The organism is Streptomyces sp. NPDC055243 (assembly GCF_044544025.1).
Taxonomy (GTDB): domain Bacteria; phylum Actinomycetota; class Actinomycetes; order Streptomycetales; family Streptomycetaceae; genus Streptomyces.
The window spans coordinates 283171-299696 of record NZ_JBITWR010000003.1; the positions used below are offsets into that span (position 1 = coordinate 283171).

Here is a 16526-nt window from a genome sequence, read left to right on the forward strand (position 1 = left end):
TGCTCGGTCGATGCGCGACTGCCGCTGAACGCCCCGGCTCCTACCCTCGTGCGGAACTCGGTGATTCCAGAGCCCTGTTGAGGGCATGACGTCCCCAGCAGCCGCGCAACCTCGGGGAGGGGCACGTGCTAGAGCCTTCGCACCATGCGGATGTCGTCATCGTGGGGGCGGGGGTCGCGGGACTGTCGGCCGCCCACCAGCTGACCAGTGCCGGTGTAACGGCCGTCGTCCTGGAGGCCGCCCCTTACGTCGGCGGGCGCATGTCGACGGAGAAGGTCGACGGGTTCCGGCTCGACAGGATCGGGCAGCTGCTCACCACGTCGTATCCCGAGTTGCGCCTCGCACCGGGCCTCGACGCACTCGTACTGCGGCCCTTCGTGCCCGGCGTCCTGGTACACAGCGACGGCCGGCACCACCGCGCCGTCGAGCCCACGGGCCCCCGGCGCGCAAGGGGCGCACTCACCGCCGCACGCGCCCTTGCAAGCGCCCCCAGGGCTTCGCGAACGGCACGGACCGCGCCCCGCACCGCCCCCCTCGGCGGCGCGCTCGACCAGGCCCGCCTCGGCGCGGCACTCGCCAGGATCGCGGCGACGCCCCCGAAACGCCTGCTCGCCCGCCCCGAACTCCCGGCGGCACAGGCCCTCTTCGCCCGCGGTCTGCCCGCGCGCACCGTCAACGGCTTTCTGCGCCCGCTGCTCTCGGCGCTCCTGTGCGACCCGGACCTGACGACGTCGAGCCGGTGCGCGGACCTCGCCCTGCACTCCTTCGCGAGCGGCCGCCTGTGTCTGCCGGAGGGCGGCGCCGAGGTGCTGCCCGAGCTCCTCGCGGCCGCTCTGCCACCGGGCACGGTACGCACCGGCGTACGCGTCACGGCGGTCTCCACGACCTCGGTCACGACCGCGGACCACGGCGAAGTGCGCTGCCGCGCCGTCCTGCTGGCCACCGACGCCCGGGCCGCCGCCGAACTCCTTCCCGGCCTGCGCGTGCCGCCCTTCCACCAGGTGACGGTGGTGCACCACGCGGCTCCCGAGCCGCCGCTCGCCGAGCCCGCCCTGCTGCTCGACGCCGACCGTTCGGGGCCGGTCGCGCACACGGCCGTGGTCAGCCACGTCGACCCGTCGCGCGCCCCCGCGGGCCGGGCGCTCATCTCGTCGACCGTCCTGGGCCCGCCGCCGGACGAGCGTGCCGTCCTCGCCCACCTGGCCGAGTTGTACGGCACGTCGACCGCCCGCTGGGAGACACTCGCCGTCCACCACACCCGCGAGGCGGTGCCCGCGATGCCGCCCCCGCACGATCTGCGCCGCCCGGTGCGGCTGCTCGCGGGGCTCTACGTGTGCGGGGACCACCGGGACACCAGCACGGTGCAGGGAGCGCTGCACTCGGGCCGCCGCGCGGCGCGGGCGGCGCTCGCGGACTTCGGGGTGGATCCGGCGTACGGGACGGGGCAACTGCCGATGGCGGCCTGAGCCCGTCGCCTGAGCCTGTCGCCTGGAGTCCGCCGCCTGAGCCCTGTCGCCTCATCCATCCGACCTATGCGCCGCCCACAACACCCCCTCCCTGCGCATCACCGAACTGCGCACACCCCTGCAACCCCCCTTGCCACACAGGTACTCCACGGCTACGGTCCCACCGGATCGACAAGCCGCGGGAGGCATCACGTGCGTCGCACCATGCCGGTGATATCGCTCATCCTGGGCCTAGTCATAGGAGGTCTGTCTTTGCCGACAGCCACAGCCAAAGCCACAGCCACCCCGGATGCCGCGGCCGCGACGGACACCCAAACCCCCTCCGTCGTCCCCCGCCCCACCGACTGGACCGCGCTCGACGGCCGCACGAAACTCACCGAGCGCACCCGCATCCTGATCGACCCGCGCGCCGGATCCACCACCGCGCTCCCCTCGGGCCGCGGCGAATTCCCGGGCCCCGCCCACCAGTCCGTACGCAAGCTCGCCACCCAGCTCCGTACGGAGATCAAGCAGATCACCGGCATCACCCCCCGGATCGCGCCCAGCCAGGGCCGCCCCGCCGACGGTGACATCACGCTCGGCCTCACCGCCAAGGGCAATCTCGGCGCCGAGGGCTACCGCTTCGACAGCGCGGGCCCGATCCGTGTCGAAGCCGCCTCCACCCACGGCCTCTACTACGGCACCCGCACCCTCCTCCAGCTCCTGCGCTCCACGGCCGACGACCACCGCGCCGTCCCCCGCGCCCGCTCGACCGACCGACCGGCGCAGGCGATCCGCATGGTCCACCTGGACGCGGGCCGCAAGTACTGGAAGATCCCCTACCTGGAGAACCTGATCCGCAGGATGGGCGACCAGAAGCTCAACACCCTCTTCCTGCACCTCTCCGAGTCCGAGGGCTTCCGCCTCCACAGCCCGAAGTTCCCGGGCCTGGCCGACCCCGACCACAGCTACGGCCGCGCCGACATCGAGCACCTGAAGGCCTTCGCGGCCCGCCATCACGTCCAGCTGATGCCCGGCCTCGAACTCCCCGGCCACGCCACGGTGATCAGCGAGGCCTTCGGCATCGGCTTCGGGTCCGGCGCCGGCGCGTGCACGGGCGAGCACACGCACTCGCACCTCACGCCCGACTGGATCATCGACATGACCAGCGACAGGGCGATCGCGAAGTCGAAGGAGATCGTCGACGAGTTCGCGGGCTGGTTCGACGCGCCGCTGTTCTCGATCGGCGCGGAGGAGGTCCCCGGCCAGCTGGCCGAATGCCCGCGCGTGAAGAACCACCTCGCGAGCGCGCCCGACGTGTCCACGCTCGGCGACCTGCTCAACCGCTACATCAACACCCTTGACGACGTGGTCACTTCGCACGGCAAGCGCACGGCCGTCTACAACGGCTCCGAGCACCTCGACGCGCCCCAGCAGAAGGTCCACTCCCCGGTCGTCTTCCTCACCTGGGAGGGCACGGGCGCCGAGCCGGAGATCCCGGGGCACGACGAGATCGCCATCGGCCCGTTCTACGACACCCCGAACAACTACCACCACCTGTATCCGGACGAGCCCTGGATGTACGACGGCTGGGCCCCGAACACCGACCGGGACATGCTCGGCTCCGGCGTCACCAACTGGGCCGACTACAACTTCTGGGCCGACGACGGCTACTTCGAACAGCACATGGCGGGCCCCCGCGCGATCCTCGCCGACCGCGCCTGGAACAAGTCCGCGACGCCGGACACGCTCGCCGACTTCAGGGCCCGCGCCGCCCGCATCGGCGACCCGCCGGGCACCACGCCCGCGCCGGTGCCGCCGCGAGTCGAGGGCCGGCCGAGCCACCACTGGACGTTCGACGACGCCGCGTACCCCAGCGGCTGGACGTACGCGGGCAGCCCCGGCAACACCATCCTCGCCGAGGACGTGGCGGGCGGCCTGCCCGGCACCTCGTACATCATCAACAACCCCACCCCCGTGGACGGTGTGCGCGGCCAGGCCTGGCGCTTCGACTCCGACCGGGACGGCGTGGGCTTCGGCGGCCTCGACGTCGCCGAGCCGTGGACCGTGTCGGTGCGGGTCCGTCCGACGGCCAGGACCGCGGACCAGGTCCTACTCAGCTCCAAGGCGGGCGCGCTGAAGCTGATGCAGCACGGCACCGGAAGGGTCGGCTTCACGCGGTACGGCGCGGCCGACTTCAGCTTCGACCACACGCTGCCGCTGGACCGCTGGACGCGGCTGACGTGGGTGACGGCTCCGGGGCACACCACCTTGTACGCCGACGGGAAGCGGGTCGGGTCCGTCGCGGCGTCGATCCCCCTGCCGCTGCGGTCCATCGGGACGGAGAAGGTGAGCCTGCGGGGCGACCTCGACGAACTGACCACGTGGGACGAGGCGTTGTCCCCCGAGGAGGTCGCACGCCTGGACTGATCCCGGCCTGAGCCCGGACTGGACCAGGTAAGGGGCGGGGCTGCGCAGCCCCCCCCTTACATAACCGCCCCTTACCTGCCGGTTCCGGCGTCACCCCAGAGCGGCCACCCGGTCGCGATACCCCCGCACCGCCGCCGCGTCGCGGTACGGCTCAAGACGCCGCTCGAAATCGCGTACGTACTCGACCGCACGCACCGAGCGCATCTCCCCCGCCGCCTGCGCCGCCTCGGCGCCCAGCTGGCAGGCCTGCTCCAGCTCGCCGAGGCCCAGGCGCGACGAGGCGAGCACCACGCGGCAGAACAGGCGGCTGCGGGCGTACCCGGGGGCGCGCAGTTGGAGCGAGCGCTCCGCGTGCTGGGCGGCCACGCGGTACTGCTGGAGATCGCGGTGGCAGTGCCCGAACTCGTCGGCCAGCTGCGCCTCGTCGAAGAACCGCGCCCAGTACGGGACTTCGTCGCCGGGCCGCGATGTCTCCAGGGCCCGCTCGGCCCGCACCATCGAGGCCGTGCACGCCCGCACCTCGCCGAGCACGCCGTGCCCGCGCGCCTCGACGGAATGCAGCAGGGCCTGTACCACGGGCGGCGCGGAGGAGCCGACGCCCTGCTGGGCCACCCGCGCCAGCTGCACCGCCTCTCTGCCGTGCCCCAGGTAGACGGCCTGGCGGCTCATCGTGACCAGGACGTACGAGCCGTAGGCGCGGTCGCCCGCCGCCTGCGAGAGCCGCAGCGCCTGGACGTAGTAGCGCTGGGCGAGCCCGTGCGCCGCGATGTCGTACGAGGTCCAGCCCGCGAGCCGGGTGAGGTCGGCGGCGGCCGCGAAGAGCCGCCGCCCGGCCTGCTCGCCGTACGAACCGCGCAGCATCGGCTCGGCCTCGTGCTCCAGATAGCGCACGAGGGCCTGCCGGGCGTGCCCGCCGCCGTACGCGTGGTCGAGCGCCCGGAAGAGCTCGCCCACGGAGCGCAGGGCCGAGATGTCGCCGCTGGTCACCCGCGCCCCGACGGCCCGCTCGGGCTCCTTGCGCTGGCGCGGTATGGCGGGGCGGCCCTGGGTGGGCACGCGGCCGCCCGGTACGTGGTCGCCGCGCCCCACGCGGTCGTCCGCGCGGCCGATCAGCCAGTCCCTGCTGGGGACGACGAGCCCTGCCGGGGTGAACGCGATCTTCCGCAGTTCGGCATGGCTCCCTGAGTCCTTGCGCCAGAGCCCGCCGACGATGTCGATCGCCTCTTCGGGGCTCGCCGCGAACTCGAGCCCGGCGTACACCGGCGCGCACGCGTCGAGCCCCAGGTCCTGTGCGGAGAGGCGGCGCCCTAACCGCCGGGTGAAGACCTCGGCGATCAGGGCGGGGGTGGTGCCCCGAGGCTGCTGCCCGCGCAGCCATCTGGTCACCGATGTCTTGTCGTACCGCAGGTCGAGACCGTGCTCGAGGCCCAGCTGATCGACGCGGCGCGCGAGCCCCGCATTGGAGAACCCGGCTTCTGAGATGAGCGCGGCTAGCTGGCGGTTGGGGGTGCGCTGCGGAGGTCGTTCCGTCATCAGCTGTGCGGTCTCCTGCCTTTCGGGCGTTGCCTTGAGCAGCCCTTATGGCTCTGTGAACGGCGTGAATGTAGCGGCCCCCACCGCCCTCATCACGGCCTTCGACCCGCGTTCATCCGATCGTGTGAGGATTGACCGGAGGACTGACGAGAATCCGCGGCCCGTACAGTGGCTGGGGGCGCGATATGTGCACGGTGCAGGTTCTAGGGAGGCACTTGCCGTGAGTGAGTTTCAGTTCGTCCGACTTGGCTTCGGCCCGGATTCGGTCGAGTACCAGGAGGCCTGGGACGAGCAGCGCCGCGTGCACGCCGCCCGCTTCGCCGACGAACTCCCGGACACGTGTCTGCTGCTCGAGCATCCGCCGGTCTACACCGCGGGCCGCCGCACCGCCGAGAACGAGCGCCCGCTGGACGGCACCCCCGTCGTCGACGTGGACCGCGGCGGCAAGATCACCTGGCACGGCCCCGGGCAGCTCGTGGGCTACCCGATCCAGAAGCTGCCGCGCCCGGTGGACGTCGTAGCACATGTGCGCCGCCTGGAAGAGGCACTTATCCGTACGTGTGCGGAATTCGGCCTGGAGACGTCCCGCGTCGAGGGCCGCAGCGGCGTGTGGGTGCTCGGTGACCCACGTCCAGCAACAGACGAGCGCCCGGCGCTCGGCGGGCTGACCCTGGACCTCGACCCCCGGACGCAGGACGACGAGTTCGACGCCCGGTTCAACGGCCCGGAGTACGCCCCGTCCAACGCGGGCCAGCGCCGGGAGGACCGCAAGATCGCGGCCATCGGCATCCGCGTCGCCAAGGGCGTGACGATGCACGGCTTCGCGCTGAACGTGAACCCGGACAACACCTGGTTCGACAAGATCATCCCGTGCGGCATCCGGGACGCGGGCGTGACGTCGCTCTCGTACGAACTGGGCCGCGAGGTCACGATCGCCGACGTCCTGCCCGTCGCCGAGAAGCACCTGCGGGACATCCTGGAGAACGCGGAGCTCAAGCCGCGCACCGTCGAGAAGGCGGCGGAGGCATCTGCCGCGAGCGCCGAAAACACGGTTGAAAATCCGGAAGCCGAGAAGGCGACCGCCTAGACAGCTGGGGCTCGGGGAATGCACCCCGCCGGCCAGAGGTTGGCCGGACGTAAGCCCAACGACATCACGGGCGTACCCTGGTGTGCGCCGAAGAATCGAAGCTACAGGGAGCCGATGTGTCCGCAGTCGCACCCGACGGACGCAAGATGCTGCGCCTGGAGGTCCGGAACGCCCAGACCCCCATCGAGCGCAAGCCCGAGTGGATCAAGACCCGGGCGAAAATGGGCCCCGAGTACACCAAGATGCAGAACCTCGTGAAGAGCGAGGGCCTGCACACGGTCTGCCAGGAGGCGGGCTGTCCCAACATCTACGAGTGCTGGGAAGACCGCGAGGCCACCTTCCTCATCGGCGGTGACCAGTGCACCCGGCGCTGCGACTTCTGCCAGATCGACACGGGCAAGCCGCAGGCACTCGACCGCGACGAGCCCCGCCGCGTGGGTGAGTCCGTCGTCACGATGGACCTGAACTACGCCACGATCACCGGCGTCGCCCGCGACGACCTGGACGACGGCGGCGCCTGGCTGTACGCGGAGACCGTGCGCCAGATCCACGCGATGACGGCGGACCGCGCCGAGGGCAAGACCAAGGTCGAGCTCCTCATCCCCGACTTCAACGCGGACCCCGACCAGCTGGCCGAGGTCTTCTCCTCCCGCCCCGAGGTCCTGGGGCACAACGTGGAGACCGTGCCGCGCATCTTCAAGCGGATCCGTCCGGGCTTCCGCTTCGAGCGCTCGCTCGAGGTCATCACGCGCGCCCGCGAGGCCGGTCTGGTCACCAAGTCGAACCTCATCCTGGGCATGGGCGAGGAGCGCGAGGAGATCAGCGAGGCGCTGCACGCGCTGCACGAAGCGGGCTGCGAGCTCATCACGATCACGCAGTACCTGCGCCCGACGCCGCGCCACCACCCCGTGGAGCGCTGGGCCAAGCCGCAGGAGTTCGTGGAGCTGAAGGAGGAGGCCGAGGAGATCGGCTTCTCCGGCGTCATGTCGGGACCGCTGGTCCGCTCCTCCTACCGCGCCGGCCGCCTTTACCAGATGGCGATCGAGAAGCGCGGGGCGTACGTCGCCTCGCAGGCGGTGTGATTCCGGTTCCCGCGGTGTGATTCCGGATGCCGGGCGCGAGCCCGCCGGCGCTTGCGGCGAGAGCCAGCTGTGTGAATCGGCGCACAAGTGACTACTGGTGAGTAGTGGCCGAGATGGCGCGGCCCGTACGGTCCCCGCAGGTGAGGGGACCGTACGGGCCGCGTCAGTGTTTTGCGGCCGAGCGTCAAGGCTTCATCCGTGTTTGACCGGTCAGTCACGCCCTGGTAACACCAATCAGTGACCCTGGAATTACCCCACGTACAGCCCTACCCATAGCCGCTCAGGAGGGCCCCACCATGCAGGCCGCGCCCGTACGCGCCACCGCCATCCCGTCCGTCACCGACGCACTGCGCGCCGTCGAGTCGCTGCTCATGAGCAGCGGCCAGCGCACCGCTCGCCGCAACGCCTGGACGTCCGTGCTCGACGACCGGCGTCGCGCCAAGGACCGGGCCGAGGCGCTGCGCGTGCTCGAAGAGGCGATGACAACCCGCACGTCGTAGTCACTTCCAGGGACACGTAGACTTCACGACATGGCGAGGAAGGAAACCGCGGCGGACGCCGCGAACCCCGGGCGACTCAAGCAGATTGCCCTGACCTACAAGATGACCCGCAAGGCCGATCCGCTGATCGGTCTTGTCATCGCGGCTGTGGGGATCGTCACCTTCGGTGTCTTCCTCGCGATCGGCTTCTTGATCGGTCACCCGATCTATCTCGGCATTCTCGGCTTTGTGCTCGCCTTCCTCGCGATGGCGATCGTCTTCGGGCGCAGGGCTGAGCGTGCGGCCTTCGGGCAGATGGAGGGCCAGCCCGGTGCGGCGGCCGCGGTGCTCGACAAGATCGGCCGCGGCTGGACGACGACTCCGGCGGTGGCGATGAACCGCAGCCAGGACGTCGTGCACCGCACGGTCGGCAAGGCGGGCATCGTGCTCGTCGCCGAGGGCAACCCGAACCGGGTGAAGAGCCTGCTGGCCGCCGAGAAGAAGCGGATGGCGCGCGTGGTCTCGGACGTCCCGGTGCACGACGTCATCGTCGGCACCGGCGAGAACGAGGTGCCGCTGAAGAAGCTGCGTACGACGCTTCTGAAGCTGCCCCGCGTCCTCCAGGGCCCGCAGGTCACGGCGACGAACGACCGGCTGCGCGCCATGGGGGACCTCATGAGCAACATGCCGTTGCCGAAGGGGCCCATGCCGAAGGGCATGCGGATGCCTCGCGGTGGCCCGAAGATGCGGTAACTCGCCGCCTCTGCCTGCCGCTCCCCTCCACCTGTCTCTACGTCCTGTCTCTACGTCGACGAAGGCCCCGGAACCGATGATCGGTTCCGGGGCCTTCGTCGTCGTACGGAGCTTCGGCGGTGGCCGTCGAGTCGGCGGGGGCCGTCGAGGTCAGATCCGCACCTGGATGGCGCGCGCGAGGCGGTCGTGCAGGCCGCGGCCGTCGCGGTCCCAGATCAGGGCCGGGATGGCGACGCAGAGCAGGAGGCTGCGGACGAGGACCCGGACGATGCCGAGCCGGCCGCCGCCCTCGGCGATGACACGCAGCCGGAAGAGGGCCTTGCCGGGGGTGCAGCCGACCGTGCCGACCGTCAGGACGGTCATGACGAAGAAGATTCCCAGCGCCCAGTTGCCCATCGCCTGCTGGTCACCGCGAGCGAACAGGCCGTATGCGATGAGCATGCACAGGGCCCAGTCCACGATGACGGCACCCATGCGCCGCCCGGGCCGCGCGATCGAGCCCGGCCCCTCCTCCGGCAGGCCGAGCTGCTCGCCGCGGTACCCGAAGTCGACGCCCGCGTCCTCCGCGGCCGCACGAGGGCCCGAGAGCCACGATCCGATTACTTGCCTGTTGTCCACCCGTCCACGGTACTGCGCCCGTTTTCGTACGAGGACGGGCGGGGTAGGGCGAATGACACCTGACCCGAACCCGCCTCGGTTAACTTCGGCGAAACAAATGGGTCATGCTTGAGAAATCCCCCGTCCCTATGGTCGGGTCCCAGCGTGTGCCACCGCACTGGCCGCACAACGAGCTGCAACCCCGTCCCCGCCTGGGGGCCGGGAGTAGGAGGAGTTGGATGTTCCAGAACGCCGACGACGCAAAGAAGTTCATCGCGGACGAGGACGTGAAGTTCGTAGATGTCCGGTTCTGCGACCTGCCCGGAGTGATGCAGCACTTCACGATCCCGGCAGCGGCGTTCGACCCGAACGAGGAGCTCGCCTTCGACGGTTCGTCGATCCGCGGCTTCCAGGCCATCCACGAGTCCGACATGGCGCTGCGCGCGGACCTGTCGACCGCCCGGGTCGACCCCTTCCGCCGCGACAAGACCGTCAACATCAACTTCTTCATCCACGACCCGATCACGGGCGAGCAGTACAGCCGTGACCCGCGCAACATCGCCAAGAAGGCCGAGGCCTACCTCGCGTCCACCGGCATCGCGGACACCGCGTACTTCGGTCCCGAGGCCGAGTTCTACGTCTTCGACAACGTCCGCTTCCAGACGTCGGCGAACGAGAGCTTCTACCACATCGACTCCGAGGCAGGCGCCTGGAACACCGGTGCGGTCGAGAACAACCGTGGCTACAAGGTCCGCTACAAGGGCGGTTACTTCCCGGCCCCGCCGGTCGACCACTTCGCCGACCTCCGCGCCGAGATCTCCCTCGAACTCGACAAGAACGGCCTCCAGGTCGAGCGCCAGCACCACGAGGTCGGCACGGCCGGCCAGGCGGAGATCAACTACAAGTTCAACACGCTGCTGGCCGCGGCCGACGACCTGATGCTCTTCAAGTACATCGTGAAGAACGTCGCCTGGCGCAACCAGAAGACCGCGACCTTCATGCCGAAGCCGATCTTCGGCGACAACGGCTCGGGCATGCACGTCCACCAGTCGCTGTGGGCCAACGGCGACCCGCTGTTCTACGACGAGCAGGGCTACGCGGGCCTCTCGGACACCGCCCGCTACTACATCGGCGGCATCCTCAAGCACGCGCCCTCGCTGCTCGCCTTCACGAACCCGACGGTGAACTCGTACCACCGCCTGGTTCCGGGCTTCGAGGCCCCGGTCAACATGGTCTACTCGCAGCGCAACCGCTCGGCGGCCATGCGTATCCCGATCACGGGCTCGAACCCGAAGGCCAAGCGCGTCGAGTTCCGCGCGCCGGACCCGTCCTCGAACCCGTACCTGGCGTTCTCGGCGCTCCTGATGGCCGGCCTGGACGGCGTGAAGAACAAGATCGAGCCGCCGGAGCCGATCGACAAGGACCTCTACGAGCTGGCCCCCGAGGAGCACGCGGGCGTCGCCCAGGTCCCGACCTCCCTCCCGGCCGTCCTCGACGCCCTCGAGGCGGACCACGAGTACCTTCTGGCCGGCGGTGTCTTCACCCCCGACCTGATCGAGACGTGGATCGACTACAAGCGGACGAACGAGATCGCCCCGATCCAGCTGCGCCCGCACCCGCACGAGTTCGAGCTCTACTTCGACATCTAAACCGCGAGGTCGGGTGAGCCCGACGCCGCGTCAGCATGGGCAGTGGGCCGTCTCCCGGAGCGAGGAGGCGGCCCACTGTGCTGTCGGGCTCGCGCTGACACCGGCTAGTGTCGCTCTCGTCTCCCGCCCCACGACCAGTCCCTGCCAAGGTGAGCACCACACATGATCGAAGAAGTGCGATTCCCGAGCGTCGTCGGCCCCGACCTGGCCGGGGTGATCGACCTGCCGGAGGGCGAGATCCGGGGTTGGGGGCTCTTCGCGCATGGGTTCACCCTGGGCAAGGGATCGCCGGCCGCCTCGCGCGTCAGCAAGCAGCTGGCGCGCGAGGGGATCGGCATGCTGCGCTTCGACAATCTCGGGATCGGAGACTCGGAGGGTGACTGGGGGGACGGTTCCTTCACCGTCAAGGTGCAGGACACCGTCCGTGCCGCGGCCTTCATGGCGGAGCGCGGGACTCCGGTGGATTTGCTGGTGGGGCACTCGTGGGGAGGCGCCGCCGCGATCGCCGCCGCGCACGAGATCGTCGGCCTCCGCGCGCTGGCCACCATTGCGGCGCCCGTCGATCCCAGTCACGTCGAGCGGCAGTACGACTCGGTCCTGGACCGCGTCCTCAGCGACGGGGCGCACGAGTGGTTCGTCGGCGGGAGGACCCTGGTTCTCAAGCGTGCCTTCGTCGAGGACGTGCGCCGGGCTCACCTGCGCGACCGGATCGGCGAGGTGGACCTTCCGCTCCTCGTGGCACATTCGCCCACGGACTCCACCGTCGACATCTCCAATGCCGCGGAGATCTTCCAGGAGGCACGGCACCCGCGCAGCTTCATCTCGCTCGAAGGCGCGGACCATCTGCTGACCGCGCGAGGGCAGGCGCAGCGGGCCGCTCACATCATCAGCGCCTGGGCCGACCAGTACCTCGACGAGCCACGGGCCCACTAAGCGGCATCTCGGTCGATGCAACAGCAGCGAGGGCCGCTGTCTCCTATCGGATATCGGAGGCGGCGGTCCTCGCTGCTTTGCTGTGTGGGCCGCGGTCAGTCCTGCTGGGGACGGGTGCGGCGGGCGTAGGCGCGGGCCGCTCGGGCTCGGTCGCCGCAGCGCGTCGAGCACCAGTGGCGGCGGCCGTGGCGGAGCAGGTAGCGGTTGCAGGGCGGGGAGCCGCAGGCCGTGAGGCGGTCGGCGTCCGGGCCCGTGAGCAGGTCGGCCGCGTCGGCGGCGAGGGTGGCCAGGGCGTGCTCGACGATCTGGGTGGTGGGGTGGGAGGCCGCGCGGTAGAGGGCGCCTCGGGCTCGGTCCCAGTGCAGCAGGGACGCCGCGGGGGCTCTCGTCAGGGCCTCGTTGACCGCTGTGAGCGCGCTTGCCGGGGGTGCGCATCCCTCGACGCGGGCGGCGAGCAGGGAGCGGATCTGTTCCCGCAGGGCTCGCAGCTGGGCCGTGCACATCTCCTGAAGGCCCGCGTCCGCCGGGGCCAGGCCGCGTTCGGTGAGCCACCGGTTCGCGGCCGCCGGGGTGCCGAGGAGGTCGGTGATCTGGCCGCCGGGCAGGGTCAGGGCGCTGTTGGCGAAATCGAGTGCGGGGTACTGCTCAGCGCCCGGCGCGGGCGGTGGTGCGGGCTCGGCCGTCACGGTCTCCTTCACGTATCTCATGGTACGCCTTGCCTTCATCCGTGAGAGACGGATACGGTTCTCACGGATGAATGCTTCCCTATCCGTGAGGTGTGTTTCTTTCATGGCTGCTTCCGGCACGACCCACGACGAGATCTCCGTACGCGTCTTCGGCGGCCCGACCGCCCTCTTCGAGTACGGCGGCCTGAAGTTCCTCACCGACCCCACCTTCGACGCGCCCGGCGACTATCCGGCCCCCGGCGGCGGGCTGACCAAGACCGCCGCCGCTTCGGGCTCCCCCGCCGATCTCGGCCCCGTCGACGTGGTCCTGCTCTCGCACGACGAGCATCCCGACAACCTCGACACCTCGGGCCGCGCCCTGCTCGCCGACGTACCGCTCACCCTCACCACCCCCAGTGGCGGGCAGCGCCTGGGCGGGAGTGCCAAGGGCCTCGCCGACTGGGAGTCCGTCGAGCTCGACCGGCCCGGCGGCGACGGGCGGGTCACCGTGACGGGCGTGCCCGCCGTCCACGGTCCCGGAAAGCGCGAGGACGTCGAACCGGTCACCGGCGAGGTCGTCGGCTTCGTCCTGACCGGCGACGGTCTCCCCACGGTCTACGTCAGCGGCGACAACGCCTCGCTCGCCGCGGTCCGGGAGACGGCCGCGCGGTTCGGGCCCGTGGACACCGCCGTCCTCTTCGCCGGCGCGCCCCGCTTCCCCTACCTCTTCGACGGCGAGCCGCTCGTCCTGGACAGCGCGCAGGCCGCCGAGGCCACGAAGATCCTGGGGGCGCGCCGGGTCGTCCCCGTCCACTTCAACAGCTGGGCCCACTTCACCGAGGGGCGGGACGAACTGGTCTCCGCCTTCGCCGCCGCCGGGATCGCCGACCGGCTGCACCTGGCCTGATACTCAGCCCGCCCGCAGGAAGCGGATCGACGGGCGCGGCTTCCCGTCGCCCTCGTCCGCGAGCGTCGTCACCACCGCCCGCACCCCGTACACCTTCGCTATCAGCTCCTCCGTGATCACCTCGGCCGGTGTGCCCGCCGCGTAGGCCACTCCTTCGCGCAGGACCAGGACCTGGTCGCAGAACATGGCGGCCAGGTTCAGGTCGTGCAGGGCGATCACGCTGGTCAGGGGGAGGTCCGCCACCAGGGCGAGGAGGTCGAGCTGGTGCTGGATGTCCAGGTGGTTGGTCGGTTCGTCCAGGAGGAGTTCCCGGGGGGTCTGGGCCAACGCCCTTGCTATCTGGACCCGTTGGCGCTCGCCGCCGGAGAGCGTGTGCCAGGACTGGGTGGCGCGGTCGGCGAGGCCCGTGCGGGTCAGGGCCTCGCGGACCGCCTCCTCGTCCTGGGGCGTCGCCCCCGACCACGGCCTGCGGTGCGGGATGCGGCCCAGCCGTACGACCTCCCGCACCGACAGCTCGACCTGCGTCGTGGCGTCCTGGTCCACCACCGCCACCCGGCGGGCCACCGTGCGGCGGCCCACGTCCCGCAGCGGCCGGCCGTCCAGGGTGACCACTCCCGACGCCGGGGCCAGGACCCCCGCCAGGATGCGCAGGAGGGTGGACTTGCCCGAGCCGTTCGGGCCGAGGAGGCCGACCGTGGCTCCGGGCGGCGGGGCCAGGGTCACCCCGTCGATGATGAGGTGGCCCGCGGCGGTCCTGCTCACCCGGTCGGCACGCAGGCCCGGTTCCGCGTTCGAAGCCATGCTGTCCTTCATCCCGTACGTCACGTCGTCCGTCACGCCGTCCTTCATCCCGTACGTCACGCCGTCCCTCATGTCGTCTTCCGCGTCCGGTAGAGGACCAGGACGAACGCCGGTACGCCGATCAGGGACGTCACCACCCCCACCGGCACCTCCTGCGGGTCCAGGACCGTGCGGGCCAGCGTGTCCACCCACACCAGGAACACCGCGCCCGCGAGCGCCGTGACCGGGAGCAGCCGCGCGTGCCCGGAGCCGACCAGGGCGCGGGCCGCGTGCGGCAGGACCAGGCCCACGAAGCCGATGGCGCCCGCGCTGCTGACCAGGGCCGCCGTCAGCAGGGCCGTGATGGAGAGCAGGATCAGCCGGGTACGGGCCACATGGACCCCCAGCGTCGCCGCCGCGTCCTGGCCGAACACGAATGCGTCCAGGGTGCGGGCGTGCGCCAGGCAGACGGTGAGCGCGAGGACGAGGACCGCCCCGCACATCCAGACGTCCGTCCAGCCCACCCCGCTCAACGAGCCGAGCAGCCAGAACAGGACGCTCCGCGTCGTCTCCGCGTCGCCCGACGTCAGGATCACGAACGAGGTGAGCGCGGAGAAGAGCTGCATCGCCGCCACCCCGGACAGCACCACTCGGTCGGTGCTTCCGCCCAGGGTGTGGCTGAGCAGCAGGACGAGGGCGAACGAGACCACGGCGCCCACGAAGGCGCCCGCCGAGATCGACACCACTCCCCCGCCGACCCCCAGGACGACGATCGCGACCGCGCCCGTGGAGGCCCCCGAGGAGACGCCGAGCACGAAGGGGTCGGCGAGCGGGTTGCGCAGGAGGGACTGGAGGACCGTCCCGCAGACCGCGAGGCCCGCGCCGCAGACCGCCGCGAGCAGCGTGCGCGGCATGCGCAGGTTCCAGACGATGCCGTCCCGGATGGGCGTCAGCGTCGCCTCGCCCCAGCCGAGGTGGGCGGCCACCGCCGACCACACGTCCGGTACGGAGATGTCGGCGGGGCCGATGGTGACGGCCACCGCCACGGAGAGGGCCAGGGCGGCGAGTCCCGCCGTCCAGAGCAGGGTCTGCCGTATGCCGCCCGGGAGGGCTCGCGTCACTTGGCGAGCCCGAACTCGCGCAAGGCGTCGGCTACTTGCTCCACGCCGTCCACCGTGCGGATCGTCGGGTTCATGGCCTGGCCGCTCAGCAGCACGTACCGCTTCTTCTTCACGGCGGTCAGGTTCTTGGTGACCGGGTTGGACTCCAGGAACGCGATCTTCTTCTTCGCGCTCTCCGCGGTCTGCGACCTGCGGGTGAGGTCGCCGATGACCAGGACGTCCGGGTCGCGGTCGGCCACCGTCTCCCAGTTGATCTGGGGCCACTCGTCGCGGGTGTCGTCGAAGACGTTCTTCGCGCCGAGCTCGCGGGTGATGATGCCCGGCGCTCCGCAGCAGCCCGCGATGTAGGGAGCGTCGGAGTTGGCGAACCAGTAGAGGAGCGAGGCATCGGAGGCGTCCATCGCCTTGGTCGCCTTCGCCACCCGGTCCTTGAGCCGCGCGATCAGGCGTTCGCCGCGCTTCTCGACGCCGAACGCCTTGGACAGGTCGCGCACCTCGCCGTAGACCGTGTCCATGGTCAGCGTCTTGTCGCGGCGGCCGTCGCCGTCGCCGCTGTTGTCCTTGCCCGCGCAGTCGGAGGGCGAGACATAGGCGGGTACGCCGAGCTCGGCGAACTTGGCGCGGTCGGCGACGCCGCCCTTGCTGACCGTCGCCTCGAAGGACGCGGTGACGAAGTCCGGTTCCTGGGCGAGGACCTTCTCGAAGGAGGGGTAGCTGTCGGCGAGCCGCTCGACCTTGGCGTTGTCCTTCTCCAGGCCCTCCAGGACCGGGTCCGTCCAGGTCCCGGTGCCGGCCATGCGGTCCGCGAGGCCGAGGGAGAGCAGGATCTCGGTGGAGCCCTGGTCGAGGGAGACCGCCCGCTGCGGCGGCGCCTTGATCTCCGCCTTCTTTCCGCAGGAGGTCAGGGTCAGTGGGTAGCCGGCGGCCTTCTCGTCCGAGGTGGAGGCCGACGAGCCGGAGCCGCCGCAGGAGGTCAGCGTGGCCGAAAGGGCGACGCCGAGGAGAAGGGGCATACGTACACGACGGGCTGTGGAGGACACACGATCCCTTGAGTCTCACGGCTCA

General features: G+C 70.8%; 15 protein-coding genes. 9 read left to right on the forward strand and 6 right to left on the reverse strand.

Translation table 11 applies throughout. From position 1 onward, the window contains the following. The first annotated feature begins 125 nt into the window (after positions 1-125). Entirely contained in the window at positions 126-1466 is a 1341-nt protein-coding gene (locus ACIGXX_RS11120) for an NAD(P)/FAD-dependent oxidoreductase (protein WP_351159560.1), read from the forward strand. A 252-nt stretch (positions 1467-1718) separates the two neighbouring features. Beyond that, positions 1719-3875 carry a family 20 glycosylhydrolase gene (locus ACIGXX_RS11125; RefSeq protein WP_399974760.1) on the forward strand — a complete coding sequence of 719 codons (2157 nt, stop codon included), beginning with the start codon at positions 1719-1721 and terminating at the stop codon, positions 3873-3875. A gap of 90 nt (positions 3876-3965) precedes the next feature. On the opposite strand, the gene ACIGXX_RS11130 is transcribed toward ACIGXX_RS11125, so the two are convergent. Then, positions 3966-5408: a regulator gene (locus ACIGXX_RS11130; protein WP_351159564.1), complete on the reverse strand. Its 1443-nt coding sequence runs from the start codon at positions 5406-5408 to the stop codon at positions 3966-3968. 220 nt (positions 5409-5628) lie between these two features. On the opposite strand from ACIGXX_RS11130, the gene lipB reads away from it, so the two are divergent. The 4 genes from lipB (at position 5629) to ACIGXX_RS11150 (ending at position 8809) form a co-directional block, all read left to right on the forward strand. Beyond that, on the forward strand, positions 5629-6495 hold the full coding sequence (gene lipB / locus ACIGXX_RS11135) for a lipoyl(octanoyl) transferase LipB (RefSeq protein ID WP_351159566.1): 867 nt from the start codon (positions 5629-5631) through the stop codon (positions 6493-6495). Between the two features lie 116 nt (positions 6496-6611). After that, positions 6612-7577 carry a lipoyl synthase gene (locus ACIGXX_RS11140; protein ID WP_351159568.1) on the forward strand — a complete coding sequence of 322 codons (966 nt, stop codon included), beginning with the start codon at positions 6612-6614 and terminating at the stop codon, positions 7575-7577. A 296-nt stretch (positions 7578-7873) separates the two neighbouring features. Then, entirely contained in the window at positions 7874-8077 is a 204-nt protein-coding gene (locus tag ACIGXX_RS11145) for a hypothetical protein (RefSeq protein WP_160504648.1), read from the forward strand. A gap of 30 nt (positions 8078-8107) precedes the next feature. Beyond that, positions 8108-8809 (forward strand): DUF4191 domain-containing protein, encoded by a 702-nt coding sequence (locus ACIGXX_RS11150; RefSeq protein WP_344518372.1) that lies wholly within the window; start codon positions 8108-8110, stop codon positions 8807-8809. A gap of 150 nt (positions 8810-8959) precedes the next feature. Here the strand turns inward: ACIGXX_RS11150 and ACIGXX_RS11155 are convergent, their stop codons facing one another. Further along, positions 8960-9427 carry an RDD family protein gene (locus ACIGXX_RS11155; RefSeq protein ID WP_351159573.1) on the reverse strand — a complete coding sequence of 156 codons (468 nt, stop codon included), beginning with the start codon at positions 9425-9427 and terminating at the stop codon, positions 8960-8962. A gap of 218 nt (positions 9428-9645) precedes the next feature. Between ACIGXX_RS11155 and glnA the strand changes: the two genes are divergently transcribed. Continuing rightward, on the forward strand, positions 9646-11055 hold the full coding sequence (gene glnA, locus ACIGXX_RS11160; RefSeq protein WP_351159575.1) for a type I glutamate--ammonia ligase: 1410 nt from the start codon (positions 9646-9648) through the stop codon (positions 11053-11055). A 162-nt stretch (positions 11056-11217) separates the two neighbouring features. After that, entirely contained in the window at positions 11218-11988 is a 771-nt protein-coding gene (locus tag ACIGXX_RS11165) for an alpha/beta fold hydrolase (protein ID WP_351159578.1), read from the forward strand. Positions 11989-12083: 95 nt separating this feature from the next. On the opposite strand, the gene ACIGXX_RS11170 is transcribed toward ACIGXX_RS11165, so the two are convergent. Beyond that, entirely contained in the window at positions 12084-12695 is a 612-nt protein-coding gene (locus ACIGXX_RS11170) for an ABATE domain-containing protein (protein WP_351159580.1), read from the reverse strand. A gap of 82 nt (positions 12696-12777) precedes the next feature. On the opposite strand from ACIGXX_RS11170, the gene ACIGXX_RS11175 reads away from it, so the two are divergent. Then, positions 12778-13560, forward strand: a complete 783-nt coding sequence (locus ACIGXX_RS11175) for an MBL fold metallo-hydrolase (protein WP_351159583.1) — start codon at positions 12778-12780, stop codon at positions 13558-13560. 3 nt (positions 13561-13563) lie between these two features. On the opposite strand, the gene ACIGXX_RS11180 is transcribed toward ACIGXX_RS11175, so the two are convergent. The 3 genes from ACIGXX_RS11180 to ACIGXX_RS11190 form a co-directional block, all read right to left on the reverse strand. Beyond that, a complete protein-coding gene (locus ACIGXX_RS11180) occupies positions 13564-14361 on the reverse strand; it encodes an ABC transporter ATP-binding protein (RefSeq protein ID WP_399975193.1) in 798 nt (265 codons plus the stop codon). A 68-nt stretch (positions 14362-14429) separates the two neighbouring features. Then, positions 14430-15461, reverse strand: a complete 1032-nt coding sequence (locus ACIGXX_RS11185) for an iron chelate uptake ABC transporter family permease subunit (RefSeq protein WP_361470572.1) — start codon at positions 15459-15461, stop codon at positions 14430-14432. Beyond that, positions 15458-16474, reverse strand: coding sequence for an ABC transporter substrate-binding protein (locus ACIGXX_RS11190; RefSeq protein ID WP_383827207.1), 1017 nt, complete (start codon positions 16472-16474; stop codon positions 15458-15460). The genes ACIGXX_RS11185 and ACIGXX_RS11190 overlap by 4 nt, the downstream gene beginning before the upstream one ends. Positions 16475-16526: the final 52 nt, after the last annotated feature.